The organism is Erwinia plantamica, from assembly GCF_043420595.1.
Lineage (GTDB): Bacteria > Pseudomonadota > Gammaproteobacteria > Enterobacterales > Enterobacteriaceae > Erwinia > Erwinia aeris.
This window is the reverse complement of sequence record NZ_JBGCUC010000015.1, coordinates 1-25,881: the sequence shown is the minus strand read 5'-3', so window position 1 is coordinate 25,881 and position 25,881 is coordinate 1. Positions and strand designations below refer to the sequence as shown.

The 25,881-nt window shown below is 58.0% G+C and carries 19 protein-coding genes; 2 read left to right on the top strand and 17 right to left on the bottom strand.

Going from position 1 to position 25,881, the window contains the following annotated elements:
* Positions 1–401: 401 nt before the first annotated feature.
* The 12 genes from AB3U87_RS15855 to AB3U87_RS15800 form a co-directional block, all read right to left on the bottom strand.
* The gene (locus tag AB3U87_RS15855) at positions 402–686 is read right to left on the bottom strand and encodes a contact-dependent growth inhibition system immunity protein (protein ID WP_253456527.1); all 285 of its coding nucleotides are present in this window, start codon (positions 684–686) and stop codon (positions 402–404) included.
* A 3-nt stretch (positions 687–689) separates the two neighbouring features.
* Positions 690–1,532, bottom strand: coding sequence for an RNase A-like domain-containing protein (locus tag AB3U87_RS15850; protein ID WP_253456530.1), 843 nt, complete (start codon positions 1,530–1,532; stop codon positions 690–692).
* 384 nt (positions 1,533–1,916) lie between these two features.
* Positions 1,917–2,177, bottom strand: a complete 261-nt coding sequence (locus AB3U87_RS15845) for a hypothetical protein (RefSeq protein WP_253456533.1) — start codon at positions 2,175–2,177, stop codon at positions 1,917–1,919.
* Positions 2,178–2,728: 551 nt separating this feature from the next.
* A complete protein-coding gene (gene dppF, locus AB3U87_RS15840) occupies positions 2,729–3,754 on the bottom strand; it encodes a dipeptide ABC transporter ATP-binding subunit DppF (protein WP_253456536.1) in 1,026 nt (341 codons plus the stop codon).
* Positions 3,741–4,730 carry a dipeptide ABC transporter ATP-binding protein gene (dppD, locus tag AB3U87_RS15835; RefSeq protein ID WP_125289282.1) on the bottom strand — a complete coding sequence of 330 codons (990 nt, stop codon included), beginning with the start codon at positions 4,728–4,730 and terminating at the stop codon, positions 3,741–3,743. The genes dppF and dppD overlap by 14 nt, the downstream gene beginning before the upstream one ends.
* 9 nt (positions 4,731–4,739) lie before the next feature.
* Positions 4,740–5,642, bottom strand: a complete 903-nt coding sequence (gene dppC / locus AB3U87_RS15830) for a dipeptide ABC transporter permease DppC (RefSeq protein ID WP_253456542.1) — start codon at positions 5,640–5,642, stop codon at positions 4,740–4,742.
* Between the two features lie 10 nt (positions 5,643–5,652).
* Positions 5,653–6,672 carry a dipeptide ABC transporter permease DppB gene (gene dppB / locus AB3U87_RS15825; protein ID WP_253456545.1) on the bottom strand — a complete coding sequence of 340 codons (1,020 nt, stop codon included), beginning with the start codon at positions 6,670–6,672 and terminating at the stop codon, positions 5,653–5,655.
* A 189-nt stretch (positions 6,673–6,861) separates the two neighbouring features.
* Positions 6,862–8,472, bottom strand: a complete 1,611-nt coding sequence (gene dppA / locus AB3U87_RS15820) for a dipeptide ABC transporter periplasmic-binding protein DppA (protein WP_301251514.1) — start codon at positions 8,470–8,472, stop codon at positions 6,862–6,864.
* Positions 8,473–9,085: 613 nt separating this feature from the next.
* Positions 9,086–9,415, bottom strand: coding sequence for an SMR family transporter (locus tag AB3U87_RS15815; RefSeq protein WP_301251515.1), 330 nt, complete (start codon positions 9,413–9,415; stop codon positions 9,086–9,088).
* 199 nt (positions 9,416–9,614) lie between these two features.
* On the bottom strand, positions 9,615–11,312 hold the full coding sequence (gene eptB, locus AB3U87_RS15810; protein WP_301251516.1) for a kdo(2)-lipid A phosphoethanolamine 7''-transferase: 1,698 nt from the start codon (positions 11,310–11,312) through the stop codon (positions 9,615–9,617).
* 267 nt (positions 11,313–11,579) lie between these two features.
* Positions 11,580–12,008, bottom strand: coding sequence for an organic hydroperoxide resistance protein (locus tag AB3U87_RS15805; RefSeq protein ID WP_125289275.1), 429 nt, complete (start codon positions 12,006–12,008; stop codon positions 11,580–11,582).
* Positions 12,009–12,109: 101 nt separating this feature from the next.
* Positions 12,110–12,568, bottom strand: a complete 459-nt coding sequence (locus AB3U87_RS15800; protein ID WP_125289274.1) for a MarR family winged helix-turn-helix transcriptional regulator — start codon at positions 12,566–12,568, stop codon at positions 12,110–12,112.
* Positions 12,569–12,634: 66 nt separating this feature from the next.
* Here AB3U87_RS15800 and AB3U87_RS15795 point away from each other — a divergent pair, with 66 nt between their 5' ends.
* Together AB3U87_RS15795 and AB3U87_RS15790 are read left to right on the top strand one after the other, a co-directional pair.
* Complete coding sequence (locus tag AB3U87_RS15795; protein ID WP_253456552.1) at positions 12,635–13,225, top strand: HD domain-containing protein; 591 nt, start codon at positions 12,635–12,637, stop codon at positions 13,223–13,225.
* A 135-nt stretch (positions 13,226–13,360) separates the two neighbouring features.
* Positions 13,361–13,975: a hypothetical protein gene (locus AB3U87_RS15790; RefSeq protein WP_253456554.1), complete on the top strand. Its 615-nt coding sequence runs from the start codon at positions 13,361–13,363 to the stop codon at positions 13,973–13,975.
* A gap of 60 nt (positions 13,976–14,035) precedes the next feature.
* Here AB3U87_RS15790 and AB3U87_RS15785 read toward each other — a convergent pair whose 3' ends face one another.
* The 5 genes from AB3U87_RS15785 to AB3U87_RS15765 form a co-directional block, all read right to left on the bottom strand.
* Positions 14,036–14,584 carry an RcnB family protein gene (locus tag AB3U87_RS15785; RefSeq protein ID WP_394149678.1) on the bottom strand — a complete coding sequence of 183 codons (549 nt, stop codon included), beginning with the start codon at positions 14,582–14,584 and terminating at the stop codon, positions 14,036–14,038.
* A 135-nt stretch (positions 14,585–14,719) separates the two neighbouring features.
* A complete protein-coding gene (locus AB3U87_RS15780; protein ID WP_253456558.1) occupies positions 14,720–15,886 on the bottom strand; it encodes a beta-barrel domain-containing protein in 1,167 nt (388 codons plus the stop codon).
* Positions 15,883–18,057, bottom strand: a complete 2,175-nt coding sequence (locus tag AB3U87_RS15775; RefSeq protein WP_394149676.1) for a type I secretion system permease/ATPase — start codon at positions 18,055–18,057, stop codon at positions 15,883–15,885. The genes AB3U87_RS15780 and AB3U87_RS15775 overlap by 4 nt, the downstream gene beginning before the upstream one ends.
* A complete protein-coding gene (locus AB3U87_RS15770) occupies positions 18,035–19,477 on the bottom strand; it encodes a TolC family outer membrane protein (RefSeq protein WP_394149674.1) in 1,443 nt (480 codons plus the stop codon). Before AB3U87_RS15770 ends, AB3U87_RS15775 begins: the two co-directional genes overlap by 23 nt.
* Before the next feature lie 59 nt (positions 19,478–19,536).
* Positions 19,537–25,881, bottom strand: a 6,345-nt coding sequence (locus tag AB3U87_RS15765) for a BapA/Bap/LapF family large adhesin (protein WP_394149672.1), incomplete at its 5' end; no start/stop codon positions are given.

Genomic DNA, 25,881 nt, shown 5'->3' with positions numbered 1-25,881 from the left:
CCTCTGACGTTTGACGTTATTACGTGCTCACAGGCCTTTATCTGTCAGTGGCGATAAAATACTTACGCTAAGTCAAATCTGCCACCATCGCTCGTTTTTGCTAATCGTTTGCACAGGGCACCAGGCGAACGGCAAGTGGAAAAAACCTGATTGATTCATACGGGGCTACTATGTCAGAAGTTTGCCAGGCCGCAGCAACGGTAGAGTAAGGGACAGACGCAATCCAACGCCGTTGTAAGGAGTCTGCACGCTGCGGCACGATGAGCTGGAGTTAACTCAATCAGCAGAACCGGAAACCGTTTTGCGTAAGATGATGGTGGCTGTGAAGCAAGCCACGCTAATGCGCGGTGTCTGTGAGGAGTCTGGTCATGATAGTGCCCGCCAGACGGCGGGCCGCATCTCTACCCGTCACGTTTTTGCTTCAGGGAGGCTGAAAGCCATCTCAAAAATTCTACGGGCGAAGGGCGCAAAAAAGCCATACTTGTCCCACATATTTCTTCCAGAGCCGGGTTGGCTGATTTATTGTCCGGATAGCGCTCTAAAAAATCGTCAATTTCCTCAGCGAGATTATCATCAGCCCCATCCAGATGATCAACATAGGAGTTCACGATTTCTTGGCTGGTGTCCCCCCAATCCGGATTAAAAAAAATCCGGAAGAAGAGACGAATCGATTCGTATCTTTTCATAAATTAATCCAGGATTGGGTAAGCAGTCAGAATATAGTAAGGGCGATTATTATATTGCTCTTTATAAATGACCAATTCGAATTTATTTGTTTCAGCTAACTTTCCCGTTTGTACTTTAATAACAGTACCAACCGAGCTACTGTGCGCATATCGCAGTTCGAGGTATAAATCCTTTCGGTCAGCAGGAGTACTTCTGGCCCACGCTCTGATCCTTCCCCGGTTAGCTTTAATCGCTTTACTTAATGCCTTTTCAGCCGTTTTCAAATCATAAAACGAACTCACACTGCCAGTAACAGGGGAAAGCGTGCCTGATTGCAGACCGCGCTGAATTTTATCCCTCATATCCGACTCTGTTTTGCCAACATGTTTCTTAATAGTGTGTCCACCTCCTTTTAGTCCCTTTTGCGCTTCGTGTTCCATCAACCGGATCTGCCCCATTTTGACCGAGGCTACGCGCGCAGATCCTGCCACAGCAAACGGTATCACCATATCAACAGCTATACCAATCTGCTTAGCCGTTTCATTTGAAGCTCCGAGTTCACTGGCAATACCCGCCGTAACGCGAGCGGTCATTGATGCGGTCTGTTTGCCGGTATAGATCTGGTAGGCTGATGAACTAATACCATCGAGGCTATGTGCGCCAACAATGATGCAGCCTGCTTTAGTTAAACCGGTTGGCTCTGGCACCAAACATAGGGCTGTCGCGCTCGCCAGTTCAAGAATACTTCCGAGAAAGCCCACTCCGCCCCAGATGCGGTTACTGATTGAGTCACCCGTTGCCGTTTCATCTTCCATTACTGCGGCAAGCTGAACCGGCGTCATCGCAATACTGAAACCGTTTTCCATAACGTTTCCTTGTCCGATAATTTGCAGAGCAAATAGTAAGGCTCTGAGCAACAGTGAGAAAGCTAATCCCGCCACTGATTTTATCTTTTAAGAAAAAAGCCCGCTTTTGCATAACCCTGATATATTATTTCTTCTGGTAAATCCGCTGTTGATAAATTATAAATATCGACATATCACCAGACGTTTTCCAATATTTTAGTCCAATCCTATGCTGATGTAAGAAACGTTCTAATTGTAGCTTATTCACTAACAGAAGCTATTTACCGTAAAGCTATGGCCGCAGCTCAACAGCGGCCTGTAGACACCTTGTCAGATACAATGACATTAAAAATCCACGGGAGAATATTAAATACCCATTAAATCGGACGTAACATCCGTCATTATTTAACAAGCTGGAGGAAATATAGGCATTTTTTGCACCTTTAGCATTGACGAGGTGTATTTCACCGTTAAATTCATGACACCATTTTCGTGGTAAATACCGTAGTAATCTTTGAGCGAGAGACTATTACCATTTTTCGCGTCTTTTCGAGAAAACTGACGTGCCAGAGCCTCGGAAACGGGAGAGATGTTAAGCACTTCGACCGTTTTTTTATCCCGTTCAATACCTTTAACGCCTTCTTTAGTTATAGCAGATAAGAGCATCTCTTCAGCATAATGACCACGTGCGGCACATTCGCTGCCGGGTATACAGGGTAATGATTAGCGGGGCTTTGCTCGTTCCGGCACTGCCGATTTTCCACGTTCCTCGCGGGATTGGCCCCATACCGCGAACCTGCTCCCGATCAGGGTTATTTTTGTTTGTCAGTATGCCGGAATAACCTCTTTCGATTAATTTTCCATCGAGATACAATTCACCGGTAATTTGTTTATAAATTCATTTGGCCATTGTGATTTCCTGATGCTTTTTTCCGGTCTTTCCAACTATCGGCGTGCTTAATTTCTTTGCCTTTATAATTATAACGCAGCCCGACAAGTGCTATATGTCCGTACTTTTCAACTTCAGGATATTTGGTGTCAAAAATATACCTTCTTTCTTTTAATTTATTGAGAAGTAGCCCATAAAAATGAAAGCCAGTGGCAGAAAACGCAGCCGTTTTCTGAGACAACGTCCGGAAGCAGACGGCACCGAAAAGCCGCGCCGCTGTAACATAAAAGGCCGCCAGTTTTACCCTGGCGGCCTTTGGTCGGTAAGCTTAAGGCTGCGCCACCGCCTGCTGGCCGCCCGGCACCGGCTGTCCCTCATCCTGATCGACAGCGAAGCAGGCGATCTGCTGCTCGCCATACTGTTTCAGCTGCGGCTGGATCTGCGGACAGGGCGCAAAGCGACGGCGGCAGCGTGCGTTAAACGCGCAGCCCGGCGGCGGATTCAGCGGGCTTGGCAGCTCGCCGGTCAGCTTGATACGCTCGCGGCGCTCGTCCGGGTTCAGGCGCGGCGTGGCTGAAAGCAGCGCCTGGGTGTACGGATGGCGCGGATTGGCAAAAATCGCCTCTTTGCTGCCCCGCTCCACGCAGCGTCCCAGATACATCACCATCACCTCGTCCGCGATATGTTCGACCACCGACAGATCGTGCGAAATAAAAACGTACGAGAGGCCCAGCTCCTGCTGCAAATCCATCATCAGGTTCAGCACCTGCGCGCGTACCGACACGTCGAGCGCGGAAACCGGCTCGTCGGCGATCAGCACGTCGGGATCGAGCATCAGCCCGCGCGCGATGGCGATACGCTGACGCTGACCGCCGGAAAACATATGCGGATAGCGATCGTAATGCTCCGTTTTCAGCCCCACTTTCGCCATCATCGCCAGCGTTTTTTCGCGGCGCTCTGCCTTGCTCAGGCTGGTGTTAATCAGCAACGGTTCTTCCAGGATCTGACTGACCTTTTTGCGCGGGTTCAGCGAGCCGTAGGGGTTCTGAAACACAATCTGGATCTTTTGCCGGCGCAGCTTTTGCGCCGCCGGGTCATGCTTTAACAGATCCTGGCCCTGATAAAACAGCTGCCCTTCCGTTGGCGTTTCGATCATGGTCAGCAGGCGGCCCAGCGTGGATTTGCCGCAGCCCGACTCGCCCACCACCGCCAGCGTTTTGCCGCGCTCCAGGTTAAACGAGACGCCGTCCAGCGCCTTCACCAGGCGCTCCTGACCAAACAGTCCTTTCTTCACCGGGTAGTGCTTTTTCAGGTCGATCGCCTGCATCAGCAGGGTGGAATCAGATGGCTTCATAGGTTGGTCTCCCGGCATCATCCAGAGGGTAATGACATTTGGACTGGCGTCCCGGAATATCACGGAGTTCAGGTTCTTCAATCCGACAGCGATCGGTGGCGTACGGGCAGCGCGGGTTCAGCAGACAGCCGTTTGGCCGATCGTACTTGCCCGGCACCACGCCCGGCAGCGAGGCCAGCCGCGCCTTGTCGGCCGCAAACTCCGGCAGCGCGCGCAGCAGCGCCTGGGTGTACGGATGGCGCGGCGCCTTAAAGATATCGACCGCCTTACCGGTTTCCACTACCTGGCCCGCATACATCACGATGATGTGCTGGGCCGCTTCGGCTACCAGCGCCAGATCGTGCGTGATCAGGATCAGCGCCATGTTTTCCTGCCGCTGAAGATCCAGCAGCAGCTCGATGATCTGCGCCTGGATAGTCACGTCCAGCGCCGTGGTCGGCTCATCGGCAATCAGCAGCTTTGGCCGACAGGCGATAGCCATGGCGATCATCACGCGCTGGCTCATCCCGCCGGAAAGCTGATGCGGATACACGTCCAGCCGCGAGGCCGGATCGGGAATGCCGACCTGGTTCAGCAGATCGATAGCCCGCTGACGACGCGTGCTTTTGTTGCCGCCCTGATGCACCTTGATCGCTTCCATAATCTGGTAGCCCACGGTGTAGCAGGGGTTCAGGCTGGTCATCGGATCCTGGAAAATCATCGCCACTTCCGATCCCACCAGCTGACGGCGCTCTTTTTCAGAAATGCGCCTCAGATCGCGCTGGTTAAAAAGCAGGTTGTCGGCCATTACTTTGCCGGGGAAATCGATCAGCCCCATAATCGCCAGCGAACTTACCGATTTGCCGGAGCCGGATTCGCCGACGATGCCGACCACCTGGCCCTGCTCAACCTGATAGCTGATGCGGTCTACCGCACGGAACGGCGCTTTTTCGTCGCCGAAATGCACCGACAGTTTGTCTACAGTTAATAACGCCATCGCTGCCTCTTACTGCTTGAGTTTCGGGTCAAGGGCATCGCGTAAGCCATCGCCCATCAGGTTAAACGCCAGCACGGTCAGCAGGATCGCCAACCCCGGGAAGGTCACGACCCACCAGGCGCTCTGCGCATACTGCAACACGTCGGAGAGCATGGTGCCCCACTCCGGCGTCGGCGGTTGCGCCCCCATTCCCAGAAAACCCAGCGCGGCCATATCAAGGATGGCGTTGGAGAAGCCCAGCGAAGCCTGCACGATCAGCGGCGCCAGACAGTTGGGCAGGATATTGACGAACATCTGCCGAATAGCGCCCGCGCCCGCCACGTTGGAAGCGGTGACGTAGTCGCGGCTGACCTCGACCAGCACCGCCGCGCGCGTCAGGCGGATATAGTGCGGCAGCGCCACAAAGGTCAGCGCGATAGAGGCGTTGACGATCGACGGCCCGAAAATCGCCACCAGCACCAGCGCCAGCAGCAGGCTCGGCAGCGCCAGCATGATATCGACCAAACGCATAATGACGGCGTCGGTGGTGCCGCCGACGTAGCCGGCGATCAGCCCGAAAATCACGCCCAGGATCAGCGACAGCACCACCACCAGGCAGCCGACCAGCAGCGACAGGCGCGCGCCGTACATCAGACGCGACAGCACGTCGCGACCGACATCGTCAGTACCAAGGATATAGTGCCAGCTGCCGCCTTCCTGCCAGACCGGCGGATGCAGCAGCGCGTCGCGGAACTGCTCGGCCGGCGCATGCGGCGCGATAAAATTGGCGAAAATAGCGATAAAAAACACGATGACCACGTAAGCCAGACCGACAACGGCGCCTTTGTTACGCTTAAAGTAGTGCCAGAACTCCTGTAAAGGGGTCATCGGCTTGGGTGCGGCGGGCACGCTGCCCGGATCGACTAAAGACATACGAAGCCCCCTATTTCTTGTGGCGAATGCGCGGGTTAACCACGCCGTAAAGCACGTCAACCAGCAGGTTGACCAGAATGATCAGGATGGCCACCATCAGCACGCCGCCCTGCACTACCGGGTAGTCGCGACGCTGGAGGGCATCGATCAGCCAGCGGCCCAGGCCGGGCCAGGAGAAAATCGTTTCGGTCAGGATCGCGCCGGCCAGCATGGTGCCAACCTGGAGACCGATAACCGTGACCACCGGCAGCATCGCGTTACGCAGCGCGTGCACCACGATCACGCGCATCCGCGTCAGCCCTTTAGCGCGGGCGGTGCGGATATAGTCCTCACCCAACACTTCCAGCATGGCCGAGCGCGTCATACGCACAATCACCGCCAGTGGGATAGTACCGAGCACGATAGCGGGCAGGATCATATGCATCACGGCGTCTTTAAAGTCGCCCTCTTCGCCCCAGAACAGGGTATCGATCAGCATAAAACCGGTCAGCGGCTGGCTGTCGTCCAGAAACACCGTGTCGCCGATACGTCCAGCGACGGGCGTCAGGTTGAGCTGCACTGAAACCAGCATGATCAGCATCATGCCCCACCAGAAAATCGGCATGGAGTAGCCGGTCAGCGAGATGCCGACGGCGGTGTGATCGAAAATGGAACCGCGCTTTACCGCAGCCAGCACGCCGACCGGGATACCTACCGCGACGGCAAAAATCATCGCGCAGATGCCCAGCTCCAGCGTCGCCTTAAAGCGCGGCACGAACTCCTGCCAGACAGGAATACGGCTTTTCAGGGAGATGCCCAGATCGCCGTGCAGCACGCCCCAGACGTAGGAGGCATACTGTTGCCACAGCGGCTTATCCAGCCCCATCTGCGCCAGCAGCTGGGCGTGACGTTCGGCGGACATGCCGCGCTCGCCCGCCATAATCAGTACCGGATCGCCTGGGATCATATGGACAAAAGCAAAGGTTAACAGGGTGATACCAATAAACGTCGGGATAACAAGCCCCAGACGTCGGAGTATGAACTGCAGCATAATCCGGATTCTCTTTAAGTTCCCGCAGACCGTAACCTGGGGGATTATAATTGCTCACATCTTACGGTCGGGCAGCCCGTCCGCGACGCCGTTAACGGCGCCTTGACCAGATTGACTTAAGCCTTGCGACGGGCCGTCGAACACGACCCACAGGGATGGGTAAAGCAGCCGGCGAACCGGCCGCTCTCTTTACTCCTGGATATCGACGTTTTCGAAGTGATGCTTACCTAACGGATCGACCACGTAGCCGGAGACTTTTTTGCTGACCGGCTCAAACACGGTGGAGTGAGCGATAATCAGCGCAGGCGCCTGGTCGTGCATCATGACCTGAGCCTGCTTGTAGTACTCGATACGCTTGTTGTGGTCGGCTTCACCGCGCGCAGGCTGGATCAGATCCTCGAATGGCTTGTAGCACCAGCGAGAGTAGTTAGAGCCATCCTTCGCCGCGGTGCAGCTGAACAGCGTGGCGAAGAAGTTATCCGGGTCGCCATTGTCGCCCGTCCAGCCCATCATCACGGTCTGGTGCTCGCCAGCTTTCGCGCGTTTCAGGTATTCGCCCCACTCGTAGGTGACGATTTTGGCCTTCACGCCAATTTTCGCCCAGTCGGCCTGGATCATCTCTGCCATACGGCGAGCGTTCGGGTTATAAGGACGCTGTACCGGCATCGCCCACAGATCGATAACGAAGCCGTCCGCCATGCCCGCTTCCTTCAGCAGCGCTTTGGCTTTGGCCGGATCGTAGGCGTCATCCTGCACCGCGTCGTTGTAGCTCCACATGGTCGGCGGGATCAGGTTTTTCGCCGCCTGGCCCGCGCCCTGGTAAACCGCGTCGATAATCGCTTTCTTGTTCACCGCCATGGTCAGCGCCTGGCGAACCTTGACGTTATCCAGCGGCTTTTTCTCGGTGTTATAGGAGAGATAGCCGACGTTCAGGCCCGGCATCTGCATCAGGTTGATATTCTTGTCTTCCTTCATCCGCGCGAGATCGGCCGGATTCGGATAAGGCATGATCTGGCACTCGCCCTTCTGCAACTTGGCGTAGCGCACCGAGGCATCCGGCGTGATGGAGAAGACCAGGCGATCGATTTTCGGTTTGGTGCCCCAGAACTGGTCAAAGGCTTTATAGAGAATGCGGGAATCTTTCTGATATTGCAGCAGCTGGAACGGGCCGGTGCCGACCGGATTCAGATCGACTTTTTCCGGCGTGCCCGCTTGCAGCATCTTGTCGGCATATTCCGCAGAGAGAATAGACGCGAAATCCATCCCCAGATCGGCCATGAACGGCGCTTCCGCACGGGTCAGCACAAAGCGTACCGTGTGGTCGTCCACCTTCTCAATTTTGCTGATGAGCTTCGGCATGTCCATGCCTTCAAAGTATTCGTAGCTGCCGCCGGAAACGCCATGATACTTGTTGTTTTTATCCAGCTGACGCTCGAAGGAGAACACCACGTCGTCGGCATTAAAGTCACGCGTAGGTTTGAAATCTTTAGTGGTTTGCCACTTCACGCCTTTACGCAGGTGGAAAGTATAGGTTTTGCCGTCTTCGCTCACGTCCCACTTTTCCGCCAGGCCGGGCTGTAGCTCGGTGGTGCCGACTTTGAACTCCACCAGGCGGTTATAGATCGGTACGGAGCTGGCATCGTAAGTGGTGCCGGAAGTGAAAAGCTGTGGGTTAAAGCCTTCAGGCGATCCTTCGGAACAATAAACGAGGGTTTTGGCCTGGACGCTGGCGGCCACGGTCAGGGCGACCAGGCTCAAACCGACCTTCAGCATCCTGTTTTTAGCCAGGGAATTACGCATGCTTCTGCTCCAGTTGTGATGTTGTATTAGGCAGTTCGTCAGGCCTGTATTTTTTTATAGTGGCCCGTACGTATCAGAAGGTTTGGGTAGAAGACGCGGCGAGGCTGATGCCATCAGACAAATCCTTATCCTTTCTCTTCTGAGCGATCAATTTGTCAACAGTTGCAGAAAACGTCAATACGGCCGTTGGCTATTTACACAGAGGATGAGAGGCGACAGACAAATATAAAAAATAACCAAAAGCGACCTTTTCCAGCGCATATAATGCGCCGTTAACTTTTAATGCCGCTTAAAATAGCGCCAGAAAATCAGCAGCCAGTGAAACGCGTTGCAAAAAAACCCTTGAAAATAGTCGCCTGTATCCCATTTTTTTAACAATACGCTTTGCTTATACCTGCCATTCCAGGCAAAAATTCTGCAACGGCAGGATAAAAAACGGCCAATAACGCGTTTTTTTGGTCATGTACAGCGCAGCGCGAATTAACGCGGCGGTAGCGGGCGGGAAAGGCTTTTTTACGGATAGTAAGGGCATAAAGCGAGACGGGTATTTTTACACCACAGCACGATCGGCTGCCGGTGTCGGCGGCGCTTCAGGGCCGCCGATAACGGATAATCAGTGCGAAACGGCGCGGGAAAGCGTGTTGATAATAACCACGCCGACGATGATAAATGCCATGCCGATTAGCGCGGGCAGATCCAGCCGCTGGCCGTGCCACAGCCAGGCGACCAGCGAGATCAACACGATACCCACGCCCGACCAAATGGCATAGGCGATGCCGGTCGGCAGATGCTGCAGCGTCAGGGACAGACAGTAAAAAGCGATGCCGTAGCAAAATACGGTACCCAGAGTTGGCCACAGCCGCGTAAAACCTTCCGACGTTTTCAGCAAGGTGGTACCAATCACTTCCGCCACAATGGCGATAAATAAAATGAGATACATCATTATGACCGTTCTCCTGGGTTATCCGTTCAGTTAGAGGAAGAAGCGCACAGCGCTTCCGCGGCTTATCTTGCAAGAATCTGCCCCGGTTTTTTTGATCCCACGCATGACTCTCTGCGCCAACCTTAATACGGCCTTAACGGCAGGCAATAAAAAACCCCCGGCCGCTACGGCTCCGGGGGCTGGGGTGTGACGCGGCGCGTCAGATTTTGTCGCCAGAAGCTTTACGCTTTGTCGGATCCGCACACCAGTCGTTCGCCTCTTTGATGCCGCCATCCGGAGAGGTGTAGCCCAGGCAGCCCAGCACCGAGTCGAACAGCTCAACGTGACGATGCGTCGCGCCCACGCGCTGCTGCGCCTGCAGGCGTTCAAAGCGGCTCTGGTTAGCCGGGTCTGCCAGATACTTATCGGAAGCCCACACGATCATCGGCACGCGGAACTGCTCCGGCGGCGCCATATGACGCGGCGTGCCGTGCAGGTGCATGTTATCGCTGATCGATTCGCCGTGGTCGGCCGCGTAGAAGACAATCGCTTTCTTATCGCGCAGCTGATCGAACACGCTTTCCAGCACCGTATCCGTATAAAGTACCGAGTTATCAAAGGCGTTGATCAGCATCGCTTTGCTGCATTTATCGTCCACGCCCATACATTCAGGCTGATAACGGGCAAACTCGCGCGGATAGCGCTGCGAGTAAAGGTAGTGCGAGCCTTTGGTATGCAGCACCACCAGATGCTTGCCTTCAGGATGGCGATCGAGCGACTTTTTCAACTCCGGCACCAGCAGCATATCGTCCACCGACTTGCCCTGGTTCTGCTTTTCCGAACCAATCTGCTCGCGGAACGCGAAGTTATCCGCATCGGTATTGTTATAGAACCAGACTTCACTTTGCATAGCGAAAAGCTCCGAGCTAAAGCCCAGCGACTTCATCACCGCAAAAACGTTCTGTTCTTTCAGCGTGCGGCCTGGCCCTTCATCGGTGCCGCCTTCACGCACGAACATACAGCGCAGCGAAAGCTTGGTTGCGGTGTCGCAGGATTCCCCCCGGAACGCCACCAGGTTTTTCTCGTGGGAAAGCTTTGGCGTGGTATCGCGGTTATAGCCCAGCAGGCCCATATGATCCCAGCGGGTGGTTTCGCCAATCACGAATACCACATAGGTGTCGTCCAGCCCGGCCGGTGCGTTATAGGTAAACTGCTTTGCCGGATCGAACAGGTCTTTACCGTCCATCGTCTCGTCGTAGCTGGTGTAGGCAAACAGCCCCAGCGCCGACAGCCAGTTGGAAGGCAGATAAGAGTGCGCCACCACGCCGCCATAGCTCGGCAGATCGACATTGGTCAGCTTCTCGTTGATGTTCTGCTGCTTGTCGAAATAGCGGATAGGCAGCCAGACCAGCGCCACGGCCAGCAGCAGCACGCCCAGCGGCTTCAGGCGCTGTCCCGGCGTTTTCAGCTGCTCAATCAGCGTCAGGCGCAGCGAGTTGCGCCAGATCAGCAGCAGCGGCAGCGCGCTGACCAGCACCATCCACAGCACAAAATGGTAGCCAATCACCTCTTTCGACAAATCGGTATCCGTGGTCATCACCGACGCGACGATGCCGTAGCCGATCACCACGTTAAAGAAACTCATGTAGTAGCTGGCGGCTACCGAAATCAGCACCAGCGCGGTAGCGGTCACGCGCCAGAAAATTTTGCCGCCCAGCGACAGCAGCCGCATCAGGAAAAAGGTCAGCAGAACGATGGCGACGACTTCCGCCACGGCGGAAAGCCATTCCGCCACGCTGAAGTGGGCCAGAAAGGGATCGAAACGACGATAAAAAACGGGAATATTCAGAAAGATACCGATGTAAAACGCTAGCAAAAACGAGAGCTTTTGCTGCGTCAGTGTTTTAATGTAATTCATGCAACCTTTATCCCGGCGTAGCTTTAGAGTAAACGCTAATCAGACCATACCGTTTCGCCAGAGTTCGGTTATAGGGTCGATTATCACCCTGAGAAACTTTTCCCGGACGATTCTGAAGGGAAAAAATTCACCTCCACGCGCAAGCGGCGTAGTTAACCACATTATCGGGGATTTATCAGTTCAATCGCGGGAATAAGCAGAGAAACGCGGCGGGTCGCAGGGTTACAGACAGCCGGAGCGCCATAGCGGCTCCGGCCAGCGCCGTTATCAGTTGATGATATTCAGCGTTACGTCGATATTGTCGCGGGTTGCGTTAGAGTAAGGGCAGACGATATGGGCCGCGTCCACCAGCTTTTTCGCTTCCGCCGCGTCCATTCCTTCCAGATGGATATTCAATTTAGCTTCGATACCAAAACCGGTCGGCAGCGGCCCGATGCCCACTTCCCCTTCGATAAAGGCTTCTTTTGGCATAGTGATTTTGTCGCGGTTGGCGACAAACTTCATCGCGCCCAGGAAGCAGGCCGAGTAGCCAGCGGCAAACAGCTGTTCAGGGTTGGTGGCTTCGCCGCCCGCGCCGCCCATTTCTTTCGGTACGCCCAGCTTTACGTCCAGCACGCCGTCTGAAGAGGTAGCACGACCGTCACGACCACCGGTGGCTTTTGCTTTGGCACGGTAAACGACTTTTTCTAAAGACATCAGGCAACTCCTTTCATTGGGTTTTATATGCGCTATTAAATCGCGAGCGACTTAATGAGGCGTCTGTAATCAGTATAGACTTTCCGGAGCGAGACTACAGTCTAGCCGTTGAGGCTGTCGCGCAGGCTTTCCAGTTCGGCTTTCAGCACGCGCATTTTTTCCGCATCACAGGCGGCGGCGCAGCTGACGGCCTGAGGTAAATCGACCGCTTTATGGCGCAGCTCGCGACCCTGTTCGGTCAGCGTTACCACGACCTGGCGCTCGTCTTTGCGCGAGCGCTGACGATCCAACAGACCCGCCGCCTCCAGCCTTTTCAGCAGCGGCGTCAGCGTGGCGGAGTCCAGAAACAGCCGTTCGCCGATTTCGGAAACCGTCACGTCATCGCGCTCCCACAGCACCAGCATCACCAGATATTGCGGATAGGTGATATCGAGCGGTGCCAGCAGCTGGCGGTAAAGCTTGTGCAGCGCCAGGTTGGTGGAATAGAGCGCGAAGCAAAGCTGTTGATCAAGCAACAGTGGCGAGGCTTCCGCTTTTTTGTCATCTTTATCTGTGGTCATGGCAAAAAATATAAATAGTGCGCTATATAATTGCAAGCGAATCTTAATGTTCAGGGGAGAAAACCGATGTATTCACTGGAAGAAAAGGCCCGACGCTACGCCAGCAAGGCTCATGCTGACACGGGTCAGCGTCGCAAATATACCGATGAGCCTTATATCGTACATCCGGCTGCGGTAGTGGAGCTGGTGCGCAGCGTAACCGATAACGAAATCATGCTGGCCGCCGCATGGCTACACGACACGGTCGAAGATACGTCCAACACGCTGGCGGATATCGAGAGCCATTTTGGCGCGGAGGTCGCCTCGCTGGTGGCGATGCTGACCGACAGCAAGCAGCCCGACGCAAAAAATCGCGCAGCGCGTAAAGTGGCCCATTTTCGCCATACGGCACAGGCCTCGGGCGACGCCCAGACCATCAAGCTGGCCGATATCATTGATAACACCCGCTCGATTATTCATTACGATCCGCATTTTGCCCGCGTTTATCTGACAGAAAAACGCGTGCAGATCGCCTTGCTGAAAGACGGAAATGAAGCGCTGTGGCGGCAGGCTTCCACTATTATCGAAAGCGGCATTGAGCAGCTGACGCAGGCGCCCTATTACGTGCCGCTTGCCTGGTTCACCCGCCAGCAGCAAAGATATCAGCTGCCGAATTAATCCTTAACCGGGATTTTCGGCGCTTTTCTGCATTAATTAACTCAAATCGGCGCCGCTGCCGCAGGCCGGCGGCATTAATTGGTAAGCCTGCGTCAACTCAGTGCCTATAATCGCCTCGAAAAAATAAGGGGCGTTATGCAATCTGATTTACTTTTTATCCGCCGCAAGGCGTTGGCTTTTATTGGCTGCGCGCTGTTTCTGGCCGCCATGATGGGAATGGTTTTTATCGATGTTCGCTGGATGAACGATGGCGTACACGAAACCTCCTTTACTGAAATCGCTCAGGAACTGATGCTGCTGGCTATCGCGCTGCTCTATTTTCATGGCGCATATCGACAGCCTGCCATCAGGCCGACGCTGATATTAATCGGCGGCTTCTTCACCTGTATGCTGATCCGCGAGCTGGATTTCCTGTTCGACGAGCTGTCACACGGCAGCTGGGTGTGGTTCGCGCTGGCCACTGCCGCCGCGTGCGTCGTTATTGCCGTGCTTCAGCCAAAGCGCGCCGTGAAAGGCCTGGCCGATCTGCTGCGTCATCCTGCCTGGGGCATGTTGTGCGCGGGTTTGCTGACCATTCTGGTGTTTGCTCGCCTGTTCGGTATGCGCGACCTGTGGCAGCACCTGATGCTGGATGGCTATAACCATACGGTGAAAAACATGGCGGAGGAAGGCTGCGAACTGCTGGGCTATAGCCTGTGCCTGCTGGCTTCGCTGGGGTATCTGTATGGCGATCGGGCAAAGGCGGAATAAAAAACGCCGCCTTGCCAATACTCGTAAAGCCCGACGTTTAACGCCGGGCTTTTTTATAGCTTATTGCTTGTAAAAAATGTCGCCGGATTCCACTTTCAGGATGCGGCCATCTTCTTTAGAAATCTGCACGTAGTTGCCGCCCATATAGGTCCAGCTGGTGCCCTGCTCAGGCGCAGGCAGGTTGCGGGTTTTCCAGTCCACAATTTCATATTTTTTAGTGCGGTAGCGGTCAGGCACCACGCTGCCGATAGTGAAACGCTGGAAATCGGCAAAAAAGTACTGGATTTCATAAGGATGGGCCGGATCGCGCTGCGGCGCGGCCGTTTCGCCTGAAGGCGTCTGCGCCTGAGAAGGCGTTTGTGCTTCCGGCGCGATCGGCGCGGCGGCCGGGGCATCCGTAGCTGGCGCATCCGTAGCTGGCGCATCCGTAGCTGGCGCATCCGTGGCTGGCGCATCCGTGGCTGGCGTATTCGCAGCTGGGGCATCCGTGGCTGGCGCGGCGGCGGCAGGATCCTGCTGCGTCTGAACATCTTCTGCAAAAGCCGTAGACACTAACGGCGTGGCAGCCAGTAAAAAAGCAGAAAAGAGAATGGACGTCGACTTACTCATGAGTTTCTCCGCTGAAAATGAAATTATCAGGTGGCACCGGTCAGCGAGGAAGCGCCACTTCGTCACGCGCACATTATCGTTTCTTTTCAGGCAAGGGAAGCAGGAAAAAGCGTGGTCTGCCCTTTTCGCCCAGCGTTATCTTTCGCGCAGCGCCTCTTTCGCCCGGTTCAGCGGTTTCAACAGGTAAGCCATAATGGTTTTGCTGCCGGTATGGATTTCCGCCATCGCGATCATCCCCGGATGCACCGGGAATTTTTTCCCTTTTTTATTAAGCAGATAATCTTTTTCGGTACGCACATAGACGCGATAGTAGTAGTTGTCCCGATGCACCTCGTCCTGGAGGGTATCCGGCGATATGGAAGCCACTTTCCCCTCAAGGCCGCCATAGATATTAAAATCATAGGCGGTCAGCTTGACCACGGCGCGCTGGCCCGGCGTGATAAAAGCCACGTCGCGCGGCGAAATCTGCGCTTCAATCAGCAGCTGTTCATCCAGCGGCACCAGCTCCATCAGGTTGCCGCGCTGCGGGATCACGCCGCCCACCGTGTTGACCTCGATCGCTTTGACGATACCCCTGACCGGCGCGACTATCGTCGTGCGCTTCAGCGCATCGGCGCGTCCGATGATGACCGATCGCTGCGAAGCGGCCTCGGCATTGGCTTTCGCCAGGTCCTCCCGCGCGTGCACGATGTACTGATTTTGCGCGTCGTTCAGCTTGCTTTGCAGATCGTTAGCCTGTCTTTTCAGCCGCAGCACTTCCACGTCGCTGGCCGCGCCCTGCGCCACCAGCGAAGCGGTCAGCTTAAGCTCGCGGTTGATCAACGTCAGCGCTTCACGCAGGCCGCTCAGCGTTTTGTCCAGGTTCTCCCTGCGCGAGCGATACAGCGCCGTCTCGGCCGCCACCAGATCGCCGTCCTCCAGCACCTCGGGCGGAAAATTCAGCTCGCTGCCCGCCGTTTCCGCCTGTAAACGGGCCGCCGTCGCCAGCGCCGCCCGCATTCTTGCCGTGCTCTCCTGTAGCCCGGAATCCAGCTGCGTGGGATCCAGCAACGCCAACACCTGGCCCGCCTCCACCACGTCGCCTTCACGCACTTTCAGCGTTTGCAGAATGCCGCCTTCCAGCGACTGCACGATCTGCGCGTGGCTGCTGGGGATGACTTTGCCGACGCCGACCGTGACCTCATCCAGTTCAAACAGGCTGGCCCAGAGAAAAAACAGCAGCAGCATCGTCAGCAGCGACCAGACGATCAGCGCGCTGCCGCGCGCGGCCGTTTTTTTGCGGCCTCTGAAGCGTCCGCTCATGATGACGCCTCCGTTTTGCGGCGCGGCGCGGCCGGTTTAACCAGCAGCTGCTCCTTCGTCCCGTCACGCACGATTTTGCCGTTATCCAACAGTAAAATACGATCCACCAGCTGCATCACTGCCGGTCGGTGCGTGGCGATAATCAGCGTTTTCTCGCCCGACCAGGCCTTAAGCTTTTCGATCAGGCGGCTTTCGGCGGCGTCGTCCAGCCAGGCCGTCGGCTCATCCAGCAGCAGCACGGCGGGCTGGCGCAACAGTGCGCGGGCCAGCAGCAGCAGCTGGCGCTGCCCGCCGGACAAGCCTTTGCCGCCCTCGTGAAGCAGATAGTCCAGGCCTTCCGGCAGCTGGCGGATAAAGGTCATAGCGCCAGTGATAGCCAGCGCTTCCTGCATCTCCTCCTCCGTAGCCAGCGGCATTCCCAGGCGCAAATTCTGACGGATGGTGCCGAAAAACAGCGACGAGGACTGGCTGACCAGGCTGACGTCGCGCCGGACATCCAGCGGATCGAGCGTGTCGAGCCGGTCGCCATCCAGCAGCAGCACGCCCTGCGTAGGCCGCAGCAGCCCCGCCAGCATTTGCAGCAGCGTGGATTTGCCAGATCCGTTGCGGCCCAGCAGCGCGATTTTCTCGCCGGGCTTGATGGTCAGCTTATCGAGCGCCAGCGCCGCCTGGGCGGCTTCAGGGCTGTAGCGATAGACAATACCGTCCAGGCTGTAGTCGCCGTACAGTTTTGCGCGATGCACCTGCGCCCCGCGCTCGGGCTGGTCTACCTCGCTGTTTAGCAGGCTTGCCAGCCCTTCTCGGGCGACTTTCGCCTGCTGCCAGCGGCTAAAAATCATCGCCAGCTGGCCCAGCGGCGCCATCATGCGCGAGGCCAGCATCGAGCAGCCAATCAGCACGCCGGTGGAGATATCGCCGTCCATCGCCAGCAACGCCCCCACCAGCACCACGCTGACATAGGCCAGCGTCTGTACCTCGCTGGTCCAGCTGGCCAGCAGCCCGCTGATAAAACGCTGCCTGACCGTCGCCTTGCCGATCGTTTCGTTCAGGTGGTTCCACTGGTTCTGAAAGTAAGGCTCGCCGCGCAGCAGCTTGATATCGTCCGCGCCCTGCACCGACTCCACCAGCATGGCGTTACGCAGGGCCGACTCGCGCATGGTGGCTCTGGAAAGCTTCGCCAGCGGCCGCTGCGCCAGCAGTCCCGGCAGCACAATCAGCGGGATCGCCACCAGCGGCACCAGCACCAGCCAGCCGCCCAGCAGCCAGAGCACGATCAGAAAGAGGATCAGAAACGGCAGATCGGCCACGGCGGAGATAGTGGTGGAGGCGATCAGCTCGCGCAGCTGCTCCAGCTCGCGGATCTGCGCGATAAAAGATCCGGTTGATTTTGGCCGCGCGTCGCTACGGATGCGCAAGGCGTGGCCGAAGACCTTGTCGGAAATACGCAAATCGGCGCGCTTGCCCGCCCAGTCGGAAATATAAGTGCGGGCCATGCGCAGGATAAAGATAAAAGTCAGCGCAATCATAACGCCGCCAAACAGTACCCACAGCGACGGCACGGACTGCGAAGGAATAATGCGGTCGTACACCTGCATGGTAAACAGCATCGCCGCCAGGCCCAGCACGTTGATCATCAGCGAGGCGAACATGATATTGATCCAGCTCGGCCACTCCCGCAGCAGCGTCTGCCACAGCCAGCTGGCGCGGTAAGGCTGAATATAGTCGTCAACTCTGGCGTCGGGCACGGCGGTTTCAGGGCGAGCAAGCAGGACGCGCTGCGCATAGCGGCCCAGCTCTTCCACGCTGAGCACGCTTTGCAGCTGTTTTTCGCCGGTCAGCATCACGCTCGCCTGGCCTTGGGCGCTCAGCGACGTAACCACGCCGACGCCGCGCGCGCCGAAATCCACCACCAGCGGCAGCCGCCAGGCGTCCAGCCAGTCGGGATGGAAGTCGTCAAACAGCACCAGCAGGCCGAGCTGGCGCGCCATGTTTTCAATCAGCTTGTCCTGCGGCAGCTGTCGCAGCTGCCACTCCGCCTCGCCTTTTACCCGCTCTGGCGAAGCCTCAAGGCGATAATGCCTGGCGATCAGCAGCAGGGCCTCCAGCCACGGCAGGTAGCGGCTTTTTTCAGTATGGCCGGTGGCGTCGTTATCTGAGAAAGGGTTGTTCATAAGGCTCATTTTTCACTGTTTGCCGCTGCGCCTGGACGGCCGGCATATTGATGCTGAAGGCGTCTCTGGCCATACCGGCCAGCGCAAGATAAGTTACTTCGGCGGCCCAAAGGTCGCGGCGGGCGTTGATAAGATCCAGCTCCGCGCGGCTGATTTCCTGTTCGGCGTTGAGCAAATCAAGCACGTTCCTGTTGCCCAGCGCCAGATATTGCTCGCGGTAAAGCGACCGCGTCTCGGTAATGGTGCGCAGCCGCCGGGCGAGGATGCTGATGTTGTTTTGCAGACCAGCCATGCTCTGAAACGCGCTGCGCTGCCGGTCGGTCAGCTCCAGCTTCTGGCTGCTGATGGTTTCTCTGGCCGCAGCCAGCGCGCGGGCGCTGGCATTTTCCTGCGCCGCCAGCGCGCCGCCCTGATAGAGGGTGCTGTTCAGGGAGAGATAGATGTTTTGATACTGGCTACGGCTCTGATAGCGGGCGATATCGCCGATATATTTGTTGCTGCTGGCCTCCAGCGACAGCGTGGGATAACGCTGCGCTTTGCTGCTGCGCAGGTCGGCGCTGGCGATGGCGGCGTCGGCCTGTGCGATAAGGATGGTGGGGTTTCTGTTCAGATCGAGCGTGGCGCCCAGTTTGCGGATCAGCGGTTGTAGATCCAGCGGCGTGGCGAGCGGCCTGTCCGCGATCGGCTGGCCCAGCAGCGCCTGAAGGTGGTACTTCGCCTGGCGAAGTTTGATCTCGCTCTCCTGCTGCTGCGCCTCGGCCGCTTCAACGCGTGCCTGCGCCTGTACGGGATCGACGCGCGTGCTGGCGCCCGCCGTCGCGCGCAGCTGCGTAAGCCGTAAAATATCCTGCAGCGCCCTGACCTGTTTGCGTGCGTTATCAAGCTGCTGCGTATAGCGACAGACCTCGTTCAGCGCCAGCGCCGTTTGCTCAATCACGCTATCGACCTGCGCCAGCAAAGCGGCCTGCTGTCGCAGATAACCGGCCGTTGCCCGATCCACCGCGCCGCCGGTTTTGCCAAAGTCATAAAGCATTTGCGACAGCCCCAGCGTGGCGATTTGCCCGCTGCCTTCGTCCTGCTGTCGGCCCGAGGTAACCCCCGCTTTAATCGCGGGAAGGTAGCCCGCGCTGGCGTTATCGATGCTAAAGCCCGCCGACTCCAGCGAGGCGATGCTGCTGCTGATGGCCGGATGGTGCTGCACCGCCAGCAGGATCGCGGCGTGCCAGTCGACGGGCAGCGTTTTGCCGTCGCCCGTCGGCAGCATATCGGTCTGGTCTGCGGCGGCCTCAGGCAGGGTGTCCGGCGCGCCGGAAAAAAGCCCCCAGAATCCATCAGGCGCTTCTTTCGGCGGCGACGGCTGCGCAAGGCTGACACAAGGCAGCGCCAGCAGGCAGCAAAAGGCGGTAAAACGTCTTTCCATAGCTTCATCCTGAAAATCCCTGGCCAGGCCGGGCGGCAGGCGCGTCGCCCGGCGCTTGCTCAGCCAATAACGATATCGTCTTCGATATAGAGCTGCACCAGCGAGCCGTCGGCGGCCGTGCTGGTGTAGTGCTCGTAGCTGATGCCGTCCGCCAGCAGGGCCGTCGATTGCGTCCAGCTGCCGTTTAGCGTCACCGTATCGCCTTCCGCGCCCCTGACGTAGAGCGTGTTATTGTCGTCGGTGATATTGAACAGGCTTTCCGCGCTGACGGTCAGGCTGTCGTTAACGCTGTCGTCCAGCATATCTACGGCTTCGATATTGCTGACTCGGGCGGAGATAGCGCTCAGATCCAGCGAGCCGCTGCCGTGCCAGGCCAGGGTATCACTGCCGTCCGCGCCGTTTATCGAGGTAAAGTCGGTATCGTAAAGCTGGAATATATCGCTGCCGCCGGAGCCGCTAAAGGTGAGCGCGCCGCCCGCGCTGCCGTCCACCGTCACCCCTAAGCTGACGCTCAGCGACGCGCTGCTGCCGTCCGATAAGGTGTAGGTGAAGGTATCGGTATGGCCGCTTTGCGCGGCCGCCTCATCCGGCACGTAGCGGTAGTGGCCCGCGCCGTCGATAGCCAGCGTACCCCAGTAGCCTTGCAGACTCGCGGCCTCGCCGTCGACCACGGCGGTTTCGCCATTCTGACTGACGGAGACGAGCGTCAGATCCTGCATTTCTTCGGCGCTCAACGAGCCTTCAATCCCGGCGGTTACTTCGTTAAAGGTTATGCCTTCCTGTACGTAAAGCTTAATAGCCGTGCCGTCGAGCATGGCGCTGGTGTAAAGCGTATAAACGATGTTATTCAGCGTTTCCACGCCGCTGACCAGCCACTCGCCCGCCAGAGAAAGCGAATCCTCGCTGCCGCCGCGTACGTAAAGCGCGTTGCCGTCGTCAGTGACGCTGGCGATATCATCAACGTTTAGCGTCAGCACCGCCGCCGCACCGTTATCCTGAAGATCGATCGCCTCGATATTGCTGACCTTACCGGCAAGGTCGCTCAGCCGCAGCTCGCCCTCGCCGCGCCAGACCAGCGTATCGTGACCGGCCTTGCCGTCCAGCACGGTCAGCTGCGTGTCGTAAATCGCAAAGCTGTCGTCGCCGACCGTGCCCGCGAAGGTCAGCGCGCCGCCGCCCAGACCATCCACCGCCACGCCCGGCGTTACCGTCAGCGTTTGCGTGGTGCCGTCGCTCAGCAGATACGTAAAGGCATCTTCGCTACTGGCAAGCGGGATCGTCGAGCCGCTGGCCAGCGTATAGGTGTAGCTGCCGTCGCTGTGAATGGTCAGCGAGCCATATTCGCCAACGATCGTCGTACCCGCCGCCGCTACCAGCGTGTAGCTGGCCGCGCCGGTGACGATGCCTGCCGCAATAGATTTCACTATCAGGCCGTTATCGCTGGTAAAGACGGATCCGGCGCTGCTGGCATCGGCGGTAACCCGATAGTCGGTGGTGCTGACGATATTGACCGCCACCTCGATCGCCAGTTCGTCATAAACCGTGAGCAACAGCAGGCTGGTGTGGCCGCTCTGCGTGGTGTCGATGGTCAGACGATAAGTGCCGACCGGCTGGTCAGAAAGCGTCACGTTCAGCGCGCTGCTGCTGGTCAGCGCCTGTGAGCCGCCGGTGACGGTTTCCCAGGCGAAGGTCTGCCCGTTGTAGCGCTGCAATGACCACGTGGCCGACACGCTGTTATCGGCATCGATCGAGGCGCCGGAGACGCTGAAGCCGATCGCCTGTTGGTCGCTACTGCTGGCGATGACGAAGCTGTCGCTGATAAAACTGTTGCTTTCCTCCTCCACGGTAACCGTCTGCGCCACGCTGTCGCTGAGCAGTGTCACCTGGCCGGTGACGTCGGCGGCATTGTTTTCCGCTGCGGTTTCCGTGGCGCTGAAGGCTATTTCGCTGTCGACCAGCAGGGTAACGCTTTGCCCGTCGGCCGCGGTGCTGACGTAGCGGTCGTAGCTGGCGTTGTTAAGCACCTCGCTGCCGATCCACTGCCAGCTGCCGCCCAGCGTCAGCGTATCGCCAGCCTCGCCTTTCACATAAAGCGTGTTGTCGTCATCGGTAATATCCGCCACGTTTTGCGCGGAAATCAGCAAATTGCCCGCGTCGGCGGCCAGCTCGATCTCTTCAATATTGCTGACTTTGTCCGCGATCTCACTGACCGTCAGCGTGCTGGCGCGCCAGACCAGCGTATCCAGCCCGGCGCCGCCATCGATACTGGCGAAGTCGCTGCCGTCAACGTTAAAAAGATCGTTGCCGTCCGTGCCCGTAATCGCTTCTGCGGCGACCACGTCATATTCACTGCCTGACGAGCTGTCCTGGTAGCTCGCCGCCGAAAGCGCAACCGACTGCTGCACGTTGAGATCGACAGCGACGCCCGCCCCGGTCGTGCCTGTGTAATGCGTGTACAAAACGCTGTTTATCACCGTGGTGCCGCTGTTGATCCAGCTTCCCACCAGCGTAACGGTGTCGCCCGCTACGCCGGTAACGGTGAGCGTATTCACGTCGTTGGTGATATCGACCACGTCCTGAGCAGTGACCACCACGCTGCCGCTGCTTTCTGCCGCGAGCGCCAGGGTTTCGATATTGCTGACTCTGGCGGCGACATCGCTCAGCACCAGTTCGGCCTTGCCGTACCAGGCCAGGGTATCGCTGCCGTCCGCGCCGTCCACCTGTGCAAACTCCGTATCGTAAACCGCGAAAACGTCATTCGCCTCCGTGCCCTGGAATACCAGCGCGCCGCCATTGCTGCCGTCAACCTCCACGCCCAGGTTGACGGTAAGCGTGGCCGTAACCACCTTGCCGTTCACCCCTTGCAGCGCGTAGGTAAAGATATCCTGAGAGCCTGACGGCAGCGTGGTGGCATCCGGCGTATAGAGATAGGTGCCGTCGCTATAGAGCAGCAGCGTGCCATATTCGCCGACCAGGGTGATGCCGCTTTCGGTTACGGCAACGTAGCTGCTGTCGACGTCGGTATCGGCACTGCCGTCGCCCGCTTTGGCGTAAAGCCGGGTATAAATGGAGCTGAGCTTGTCGATGGCGCCGTCGATGCCCTCGTCGGTCAGCAGGTTGCCTGAAGCGGCCTGGCTGGCGGTGATCTCATAGTCCGTGGTGCTGGTTACGGAGACAGCCATATCCAGTATCACGTCGTTGTCCGCACCCGTGGTGACGATGGCGAGGCGCCAGGTACCGGCCTCCTCAACCAGCGTCGATATATCCAGCGTCAGCAGCACCTCGCCGTTGTGATCGCCCGCCGGCACCACAAGATTATCGGTCGTTACCGTTGTCCAGCTGCCGTCGCTGCCCAGCTGCTGAAGTTCATAAGCGATGTTTTTCTCGGTGGCAAAATCGTTGCCGAACAGCCCCTGCCCGGTTTTCAGCGTCAGCGTGCCGGACACCCGATCGTCGGCGGAGACCAGCGTAAAGGCGCTGGTATAGTTCACCGTGCCGCCCGTTGTCAGCACCACATCCTTATCGCTGGCTTCGGTGGTGCGCCAGCTTACGGCTACGCTGGCGTCGGCAGCATTGGCGGAAGCAATATCCGTGACGGCGTCGGCGCTGGGATCGGTAGCATCCCAGCTGAGCGTCAGCGCATCGTTGGTGCTGCCGATCTGGATATAGAGCTGCGCTGAAGAGGTCTTGCCGGTGGCGGAGTCGGTCAGGGTATAGGTAAAGACTTCGACCTTGCCGATACTGTTCATCGAGACGGCAGGGATATATTCATAGCTGCCGTCGCCGCCGATCATCAGCATGCCGTACTGGCCGACCAGCGTGGTTTTGGTGATGGCGCCCAGCGTCACTTTAGTCACGTTGCCATCGCTATTGGTAACGCTGACGGAAGAAACCAGGGTCGAGGCGCCGTGCGGGATCGTGTCTGGGCCGTAGATCCCGTCCGCATCGCTCATTACGTTGCCTGCCGCCGTGGTGTAATCGGTGGTGGTGGCCTCTTCGGCCAGGGTATAAACCGTCTCCCGCGCTTCGAGATCGAAGCTGGCGCCAATGTTAATGCCCGCCGTGGTATAAACCAGCTGATAGGTTCCGGCGGTCAGACCGGACAGCGTCAGCGTGGCAGTATTGGCTCCTGAGCCAAACAGGCCGAACAGATTGCTGCTGCCTCCCTGCGAAACATCTACCCATTCGCCGGTGGCAGAGTGGTACTTTTGCAGGATCAGCGTGGAGTTGCTGGCAACGTTCAGGAAGGCGGACGAGGTAGCCGTTACGTTAAGATCGATAAAGGTGCCGTCCGCCACCACGATCGCATCGCTGACAATGGTGTTATTAATCGCAATCAGGCCGCTGTCGCTGATTAAGGTGCCCAGATCGTCCTCTACGCTGACCGGATAGGTAAAGCCGACCGCGGCCTCCGCGCTGATATTGTCCATTGCCGTCAGGATAACGGCCTGCACATCCAGGTTGAGCGTGGCGGACGGCGCGCTGCTGTTGCCCGCCCCATCCGTCACCGTAAACGTCAGCTCGTGGCTGCCATCGTATAATCCGTCTTCATCGGTAAACTGCCAGCTGCCGTCTTCGGCTACGGTGGCCTCTCCCACTTTTTCACCTTTGTCGTAAAGCGTGACGGTTGCGCCCGGCTCCGCGCTGCCGCTGAAGGTGGCTTTGCTGTCGGTCAGCGTCTCTGTGCGGTCTACGACGATACCGGCTTCATCCGTAATCACGATGGAGGCGGGATCGATGCCTTCCGGCGCGATGGTGTCGACGGTGTAGTCAATCGCCGCTGATGCGCCGCTGGTATTGCCCGCCTCGTCGATTACCTCAAAGGAAATATCGTGATCGCCTTCCGCCAGCGGTTGGTCCGGCGTGAACGACCAGCTGCCGTCTTCGCTTACCGTGGTTTCACCGAGCGCCGTATCGCCGTCGCTGATTATCACGGTCGCGCCCGGTTCGGCGCTGCCGCTGAAGGTTGGCGTGGTGACGCTGGTAGCGCCGGACGGATCGATGGCGATGCCGGCGGGATTGGTAATGATAACGAGCGAGGTATCAATGCTTTCCGGCGCAGTAATATCGACGATGTAGTCAATCGGCGCTGACGCGCCGCTGGTATTGCCCGCCTCGTCCACCGCTTCAAACGAGAAGCTGTGTTCGCCCTCCGCCAGCGGCTGGTCCGGCGTGAGTGACCAGCTGCCATCTTCGTTTACCGTGGTTTTGCCAACGACCTCGCCACCGTCGCTGACCACCACCGTGCAGCCCGGCTCCGCAATGTCGCCGTTGAAGGTCGGCGTGGTGACGCTGGTAGCGCCGGACGGATCGATGGCGATGCCGGCGGGATTGGTAATGATAACGAGCGAGGTATCAATGCTTTCCGGCGCAGTAATATCGACGATGTAGTCAATCGGCGCTGACGCGCCGCTGGTATTGCCCGCCTCGTCCACCGCTTCAAACGAGAAGCTGTGGTCGCCCTCCGCCAGCGGCTCGTCCGGCGTGTACGACCAGCTGCCGTCTTCGTTTACCGTGGTTTCGCCGAGCGCCACATCACCGTCGCTGACCACCACGGTCGCACCCGGCTCCGCGCCGTCGCCGCTGAAGGTCGGCGTGGTGACGCTGGTAGCGCCGGACGGATCGATGGCGATGCCGGCGGGATTGGTGATGATAATGAGCGAGGTATCAATGCTTTCCGGCGCAGTAATATCGACGATGTAGTCAATCGGCGCTGACGCGCCGCTGGTATTGCCCGCCTCGTCCACCGCTTCAAACGAGAAGCTGTGGTCGCCCTCCGCCAGCGGCTCGTCCGGCGTGTACGACCAGCTGCCGTCTTCGTTTACCGTGGTTTCGCCAACGACCTCGCCACCGTCGCTGACCACCACGGTCGCGCCCGGCTCCGCGCCGTCGCCGCTGAAGGTCGGCGTGGTGGCGGATGTGGCGCCAGACGGATCGATGGCGGCGCCGTCGGGATCGGTGATAACAACGGCCGAGGCGTCCGGCACGTCCGGCGCGGTGGTATCAACGGTGTAATCAATGGAGTCTGAAGGGCCGCTGCCGTTGCCCGCCTCGTCGATTATTTCGAAGGAGATATCGTGGTCGCCCTCCGCCAGCGGCTCGTCCGGCGTGTACGACCAGCTGCCGTCTTCCTCCACAACCGTCTCGCCAATGATCTCGTCGCCGTCGCTGACCACCACGGTTGCGCCCGGTTCGGCGCCATCGCCGCTGAAAGTTGGCGTGGTGGTGCTGGTGTCGCTGGCCGGATCGATGGCGTTGCCGGCGGGATCGGTGATAACAACGGCTGAGGCGTCCGGCACGTCCGGCGCGGTGGTATCAACGGTGTAGTCAATGGAGTCTGAAGGGCCGCTGCCGTTGCCCGCCTCGTCGATTATTTCGAAGGAGATATCGTGGTCGCCCTCCGC

Excerpts from the sequence above, each read along its gene's own strand:
- AB3U87_RS15855 (WP_253456527.1), bottom strand. The coding sequence starts at position 686 with ATGAAAAGATACGAATCGATTCGTCTCTTCTTCCGGATTTTTTTTAAT.
- AB3U87_RS15850 (WP_253456530.1), bottom strand. The coding sequence starts at position 1,532 with ATGGAAAACGGTTTCAGTATTGCGATGACGCCGGTTCAGCTTGCCGCA.
- AB3U87_RS15845 (WP_253456533.1), bottom strand. The coding sequence starts at position 2,177 with ATGCTCTTATCTGCTATAACTAAAGAAGGCGTTAAAGGTATTGAACGG.
- dppF (WP_253456536.1), bottom strand. The coding sequence starts at position 3,754 with ATGAAGCCATCTGATTCCACCCTGCTGATGCAGGCGATCGACCTGAAA.
- dppD (WP_125289282.1), bottom strand. The coding sequence starts at position 4,730 with ATGGCGTTATTAACTGTAGACAAACTGTCGGTGCATTTCGGCGACGAA.
- dppC (WP_253456542.1), bottom strand. The coding sequence starts at position 5,642 with ATGTCTTTAGTCGATCCGGGCAGCGTGCCCGCCGCACCCAAGCCGATG.
- dppB (WP_253456545.1), bottom strand. The coding sequence starts at position 6,672 with ATGCTGCAGTTCATACTCCGACGTCTGGGGCTTGTTATCCCGACGTTT.
- dppA (WP_301251514.1), bottom strand. The coding sequence starts at position 8,472 with ATGCGTAATTCCCTGGCTAAAAACAGGATGCTGAAGGTCGGTTTGAGC.
- AB3U87_RS15815 (WP_301251515.1), bottom strand. The coding sequence starts at position 9,415 with ATGATGTATCTCATTTTATTTATCGCCATTGTGGCGGAAGTGATTGGT.
- eptB (WP_301251516.1), bottom strand. The coding sequence starts at position 11,312 with ATGAATTACATTAAAACACTGACGCAGCAAAAGCTCTCGTTTTTGCTA.
- AB3U87_RS15805 (WP_125289275.1), bottom strand. The coding sequence starts at position 12,008 with ATGTCTTTAGAAAAAGTCGTTTACCGTGCCAAAGCAAAAGCCACCGGT.
- AB3U87_RS15800 (WP_125289274.1), bottom strand. The coding sequence starts at position 12,568 with ATGACCACAGATAAAGATGACAAAAAAGCGGAAGCCTCGCCACTGTTG.
- AB3U87_RS15795 (WP_253456552.1), top strand. The coding sequence starts at position 12,635 with ATGTATTCACTGGAAGAAAAGGCCCGACGCTACGCCAGCAAGGCTCAT.
- AB3U87_RS15790 (WP_253456554.1), top strand. The coding sequence starts at position 13,361 with ATGCAATCTGATTTACTTTTTATCCGCCGCAAGGCGTTGGCTTTTATT.
- AB3U87_RS15785 (WP_394149678.1), bottom strand. The coding sequence starts at position 14,584 with ATGAGTAAGTCGACGTCCATTCTCTTTTCTGCTTTTTTACTGGCTGCC.
- AB3U87_RS15780 (WP_253456558.1), bottom strand. The coding sequence starts at position 15,886 with ATGAGCGGACGCTTCAGAGGCCGCAAAAAAACGGCCGCGCGCGGCAGC.
- AB3U87_RS15775 (WP_394149676.1), bottom strand. The coding sequence starts at position 18,057 with ATGAACAACCCTTTCTCAGATAACGACGCCACCGGCCATACTGAAAAA.
- AB3U87_RS15770 (WP_394149674.1), bottom strand. The coding sequence starts at position 19,477 with ATGGAAAGACGTTTTACCGCCTTTTGCTGCCTGCTGGCGCTGCCTTGT.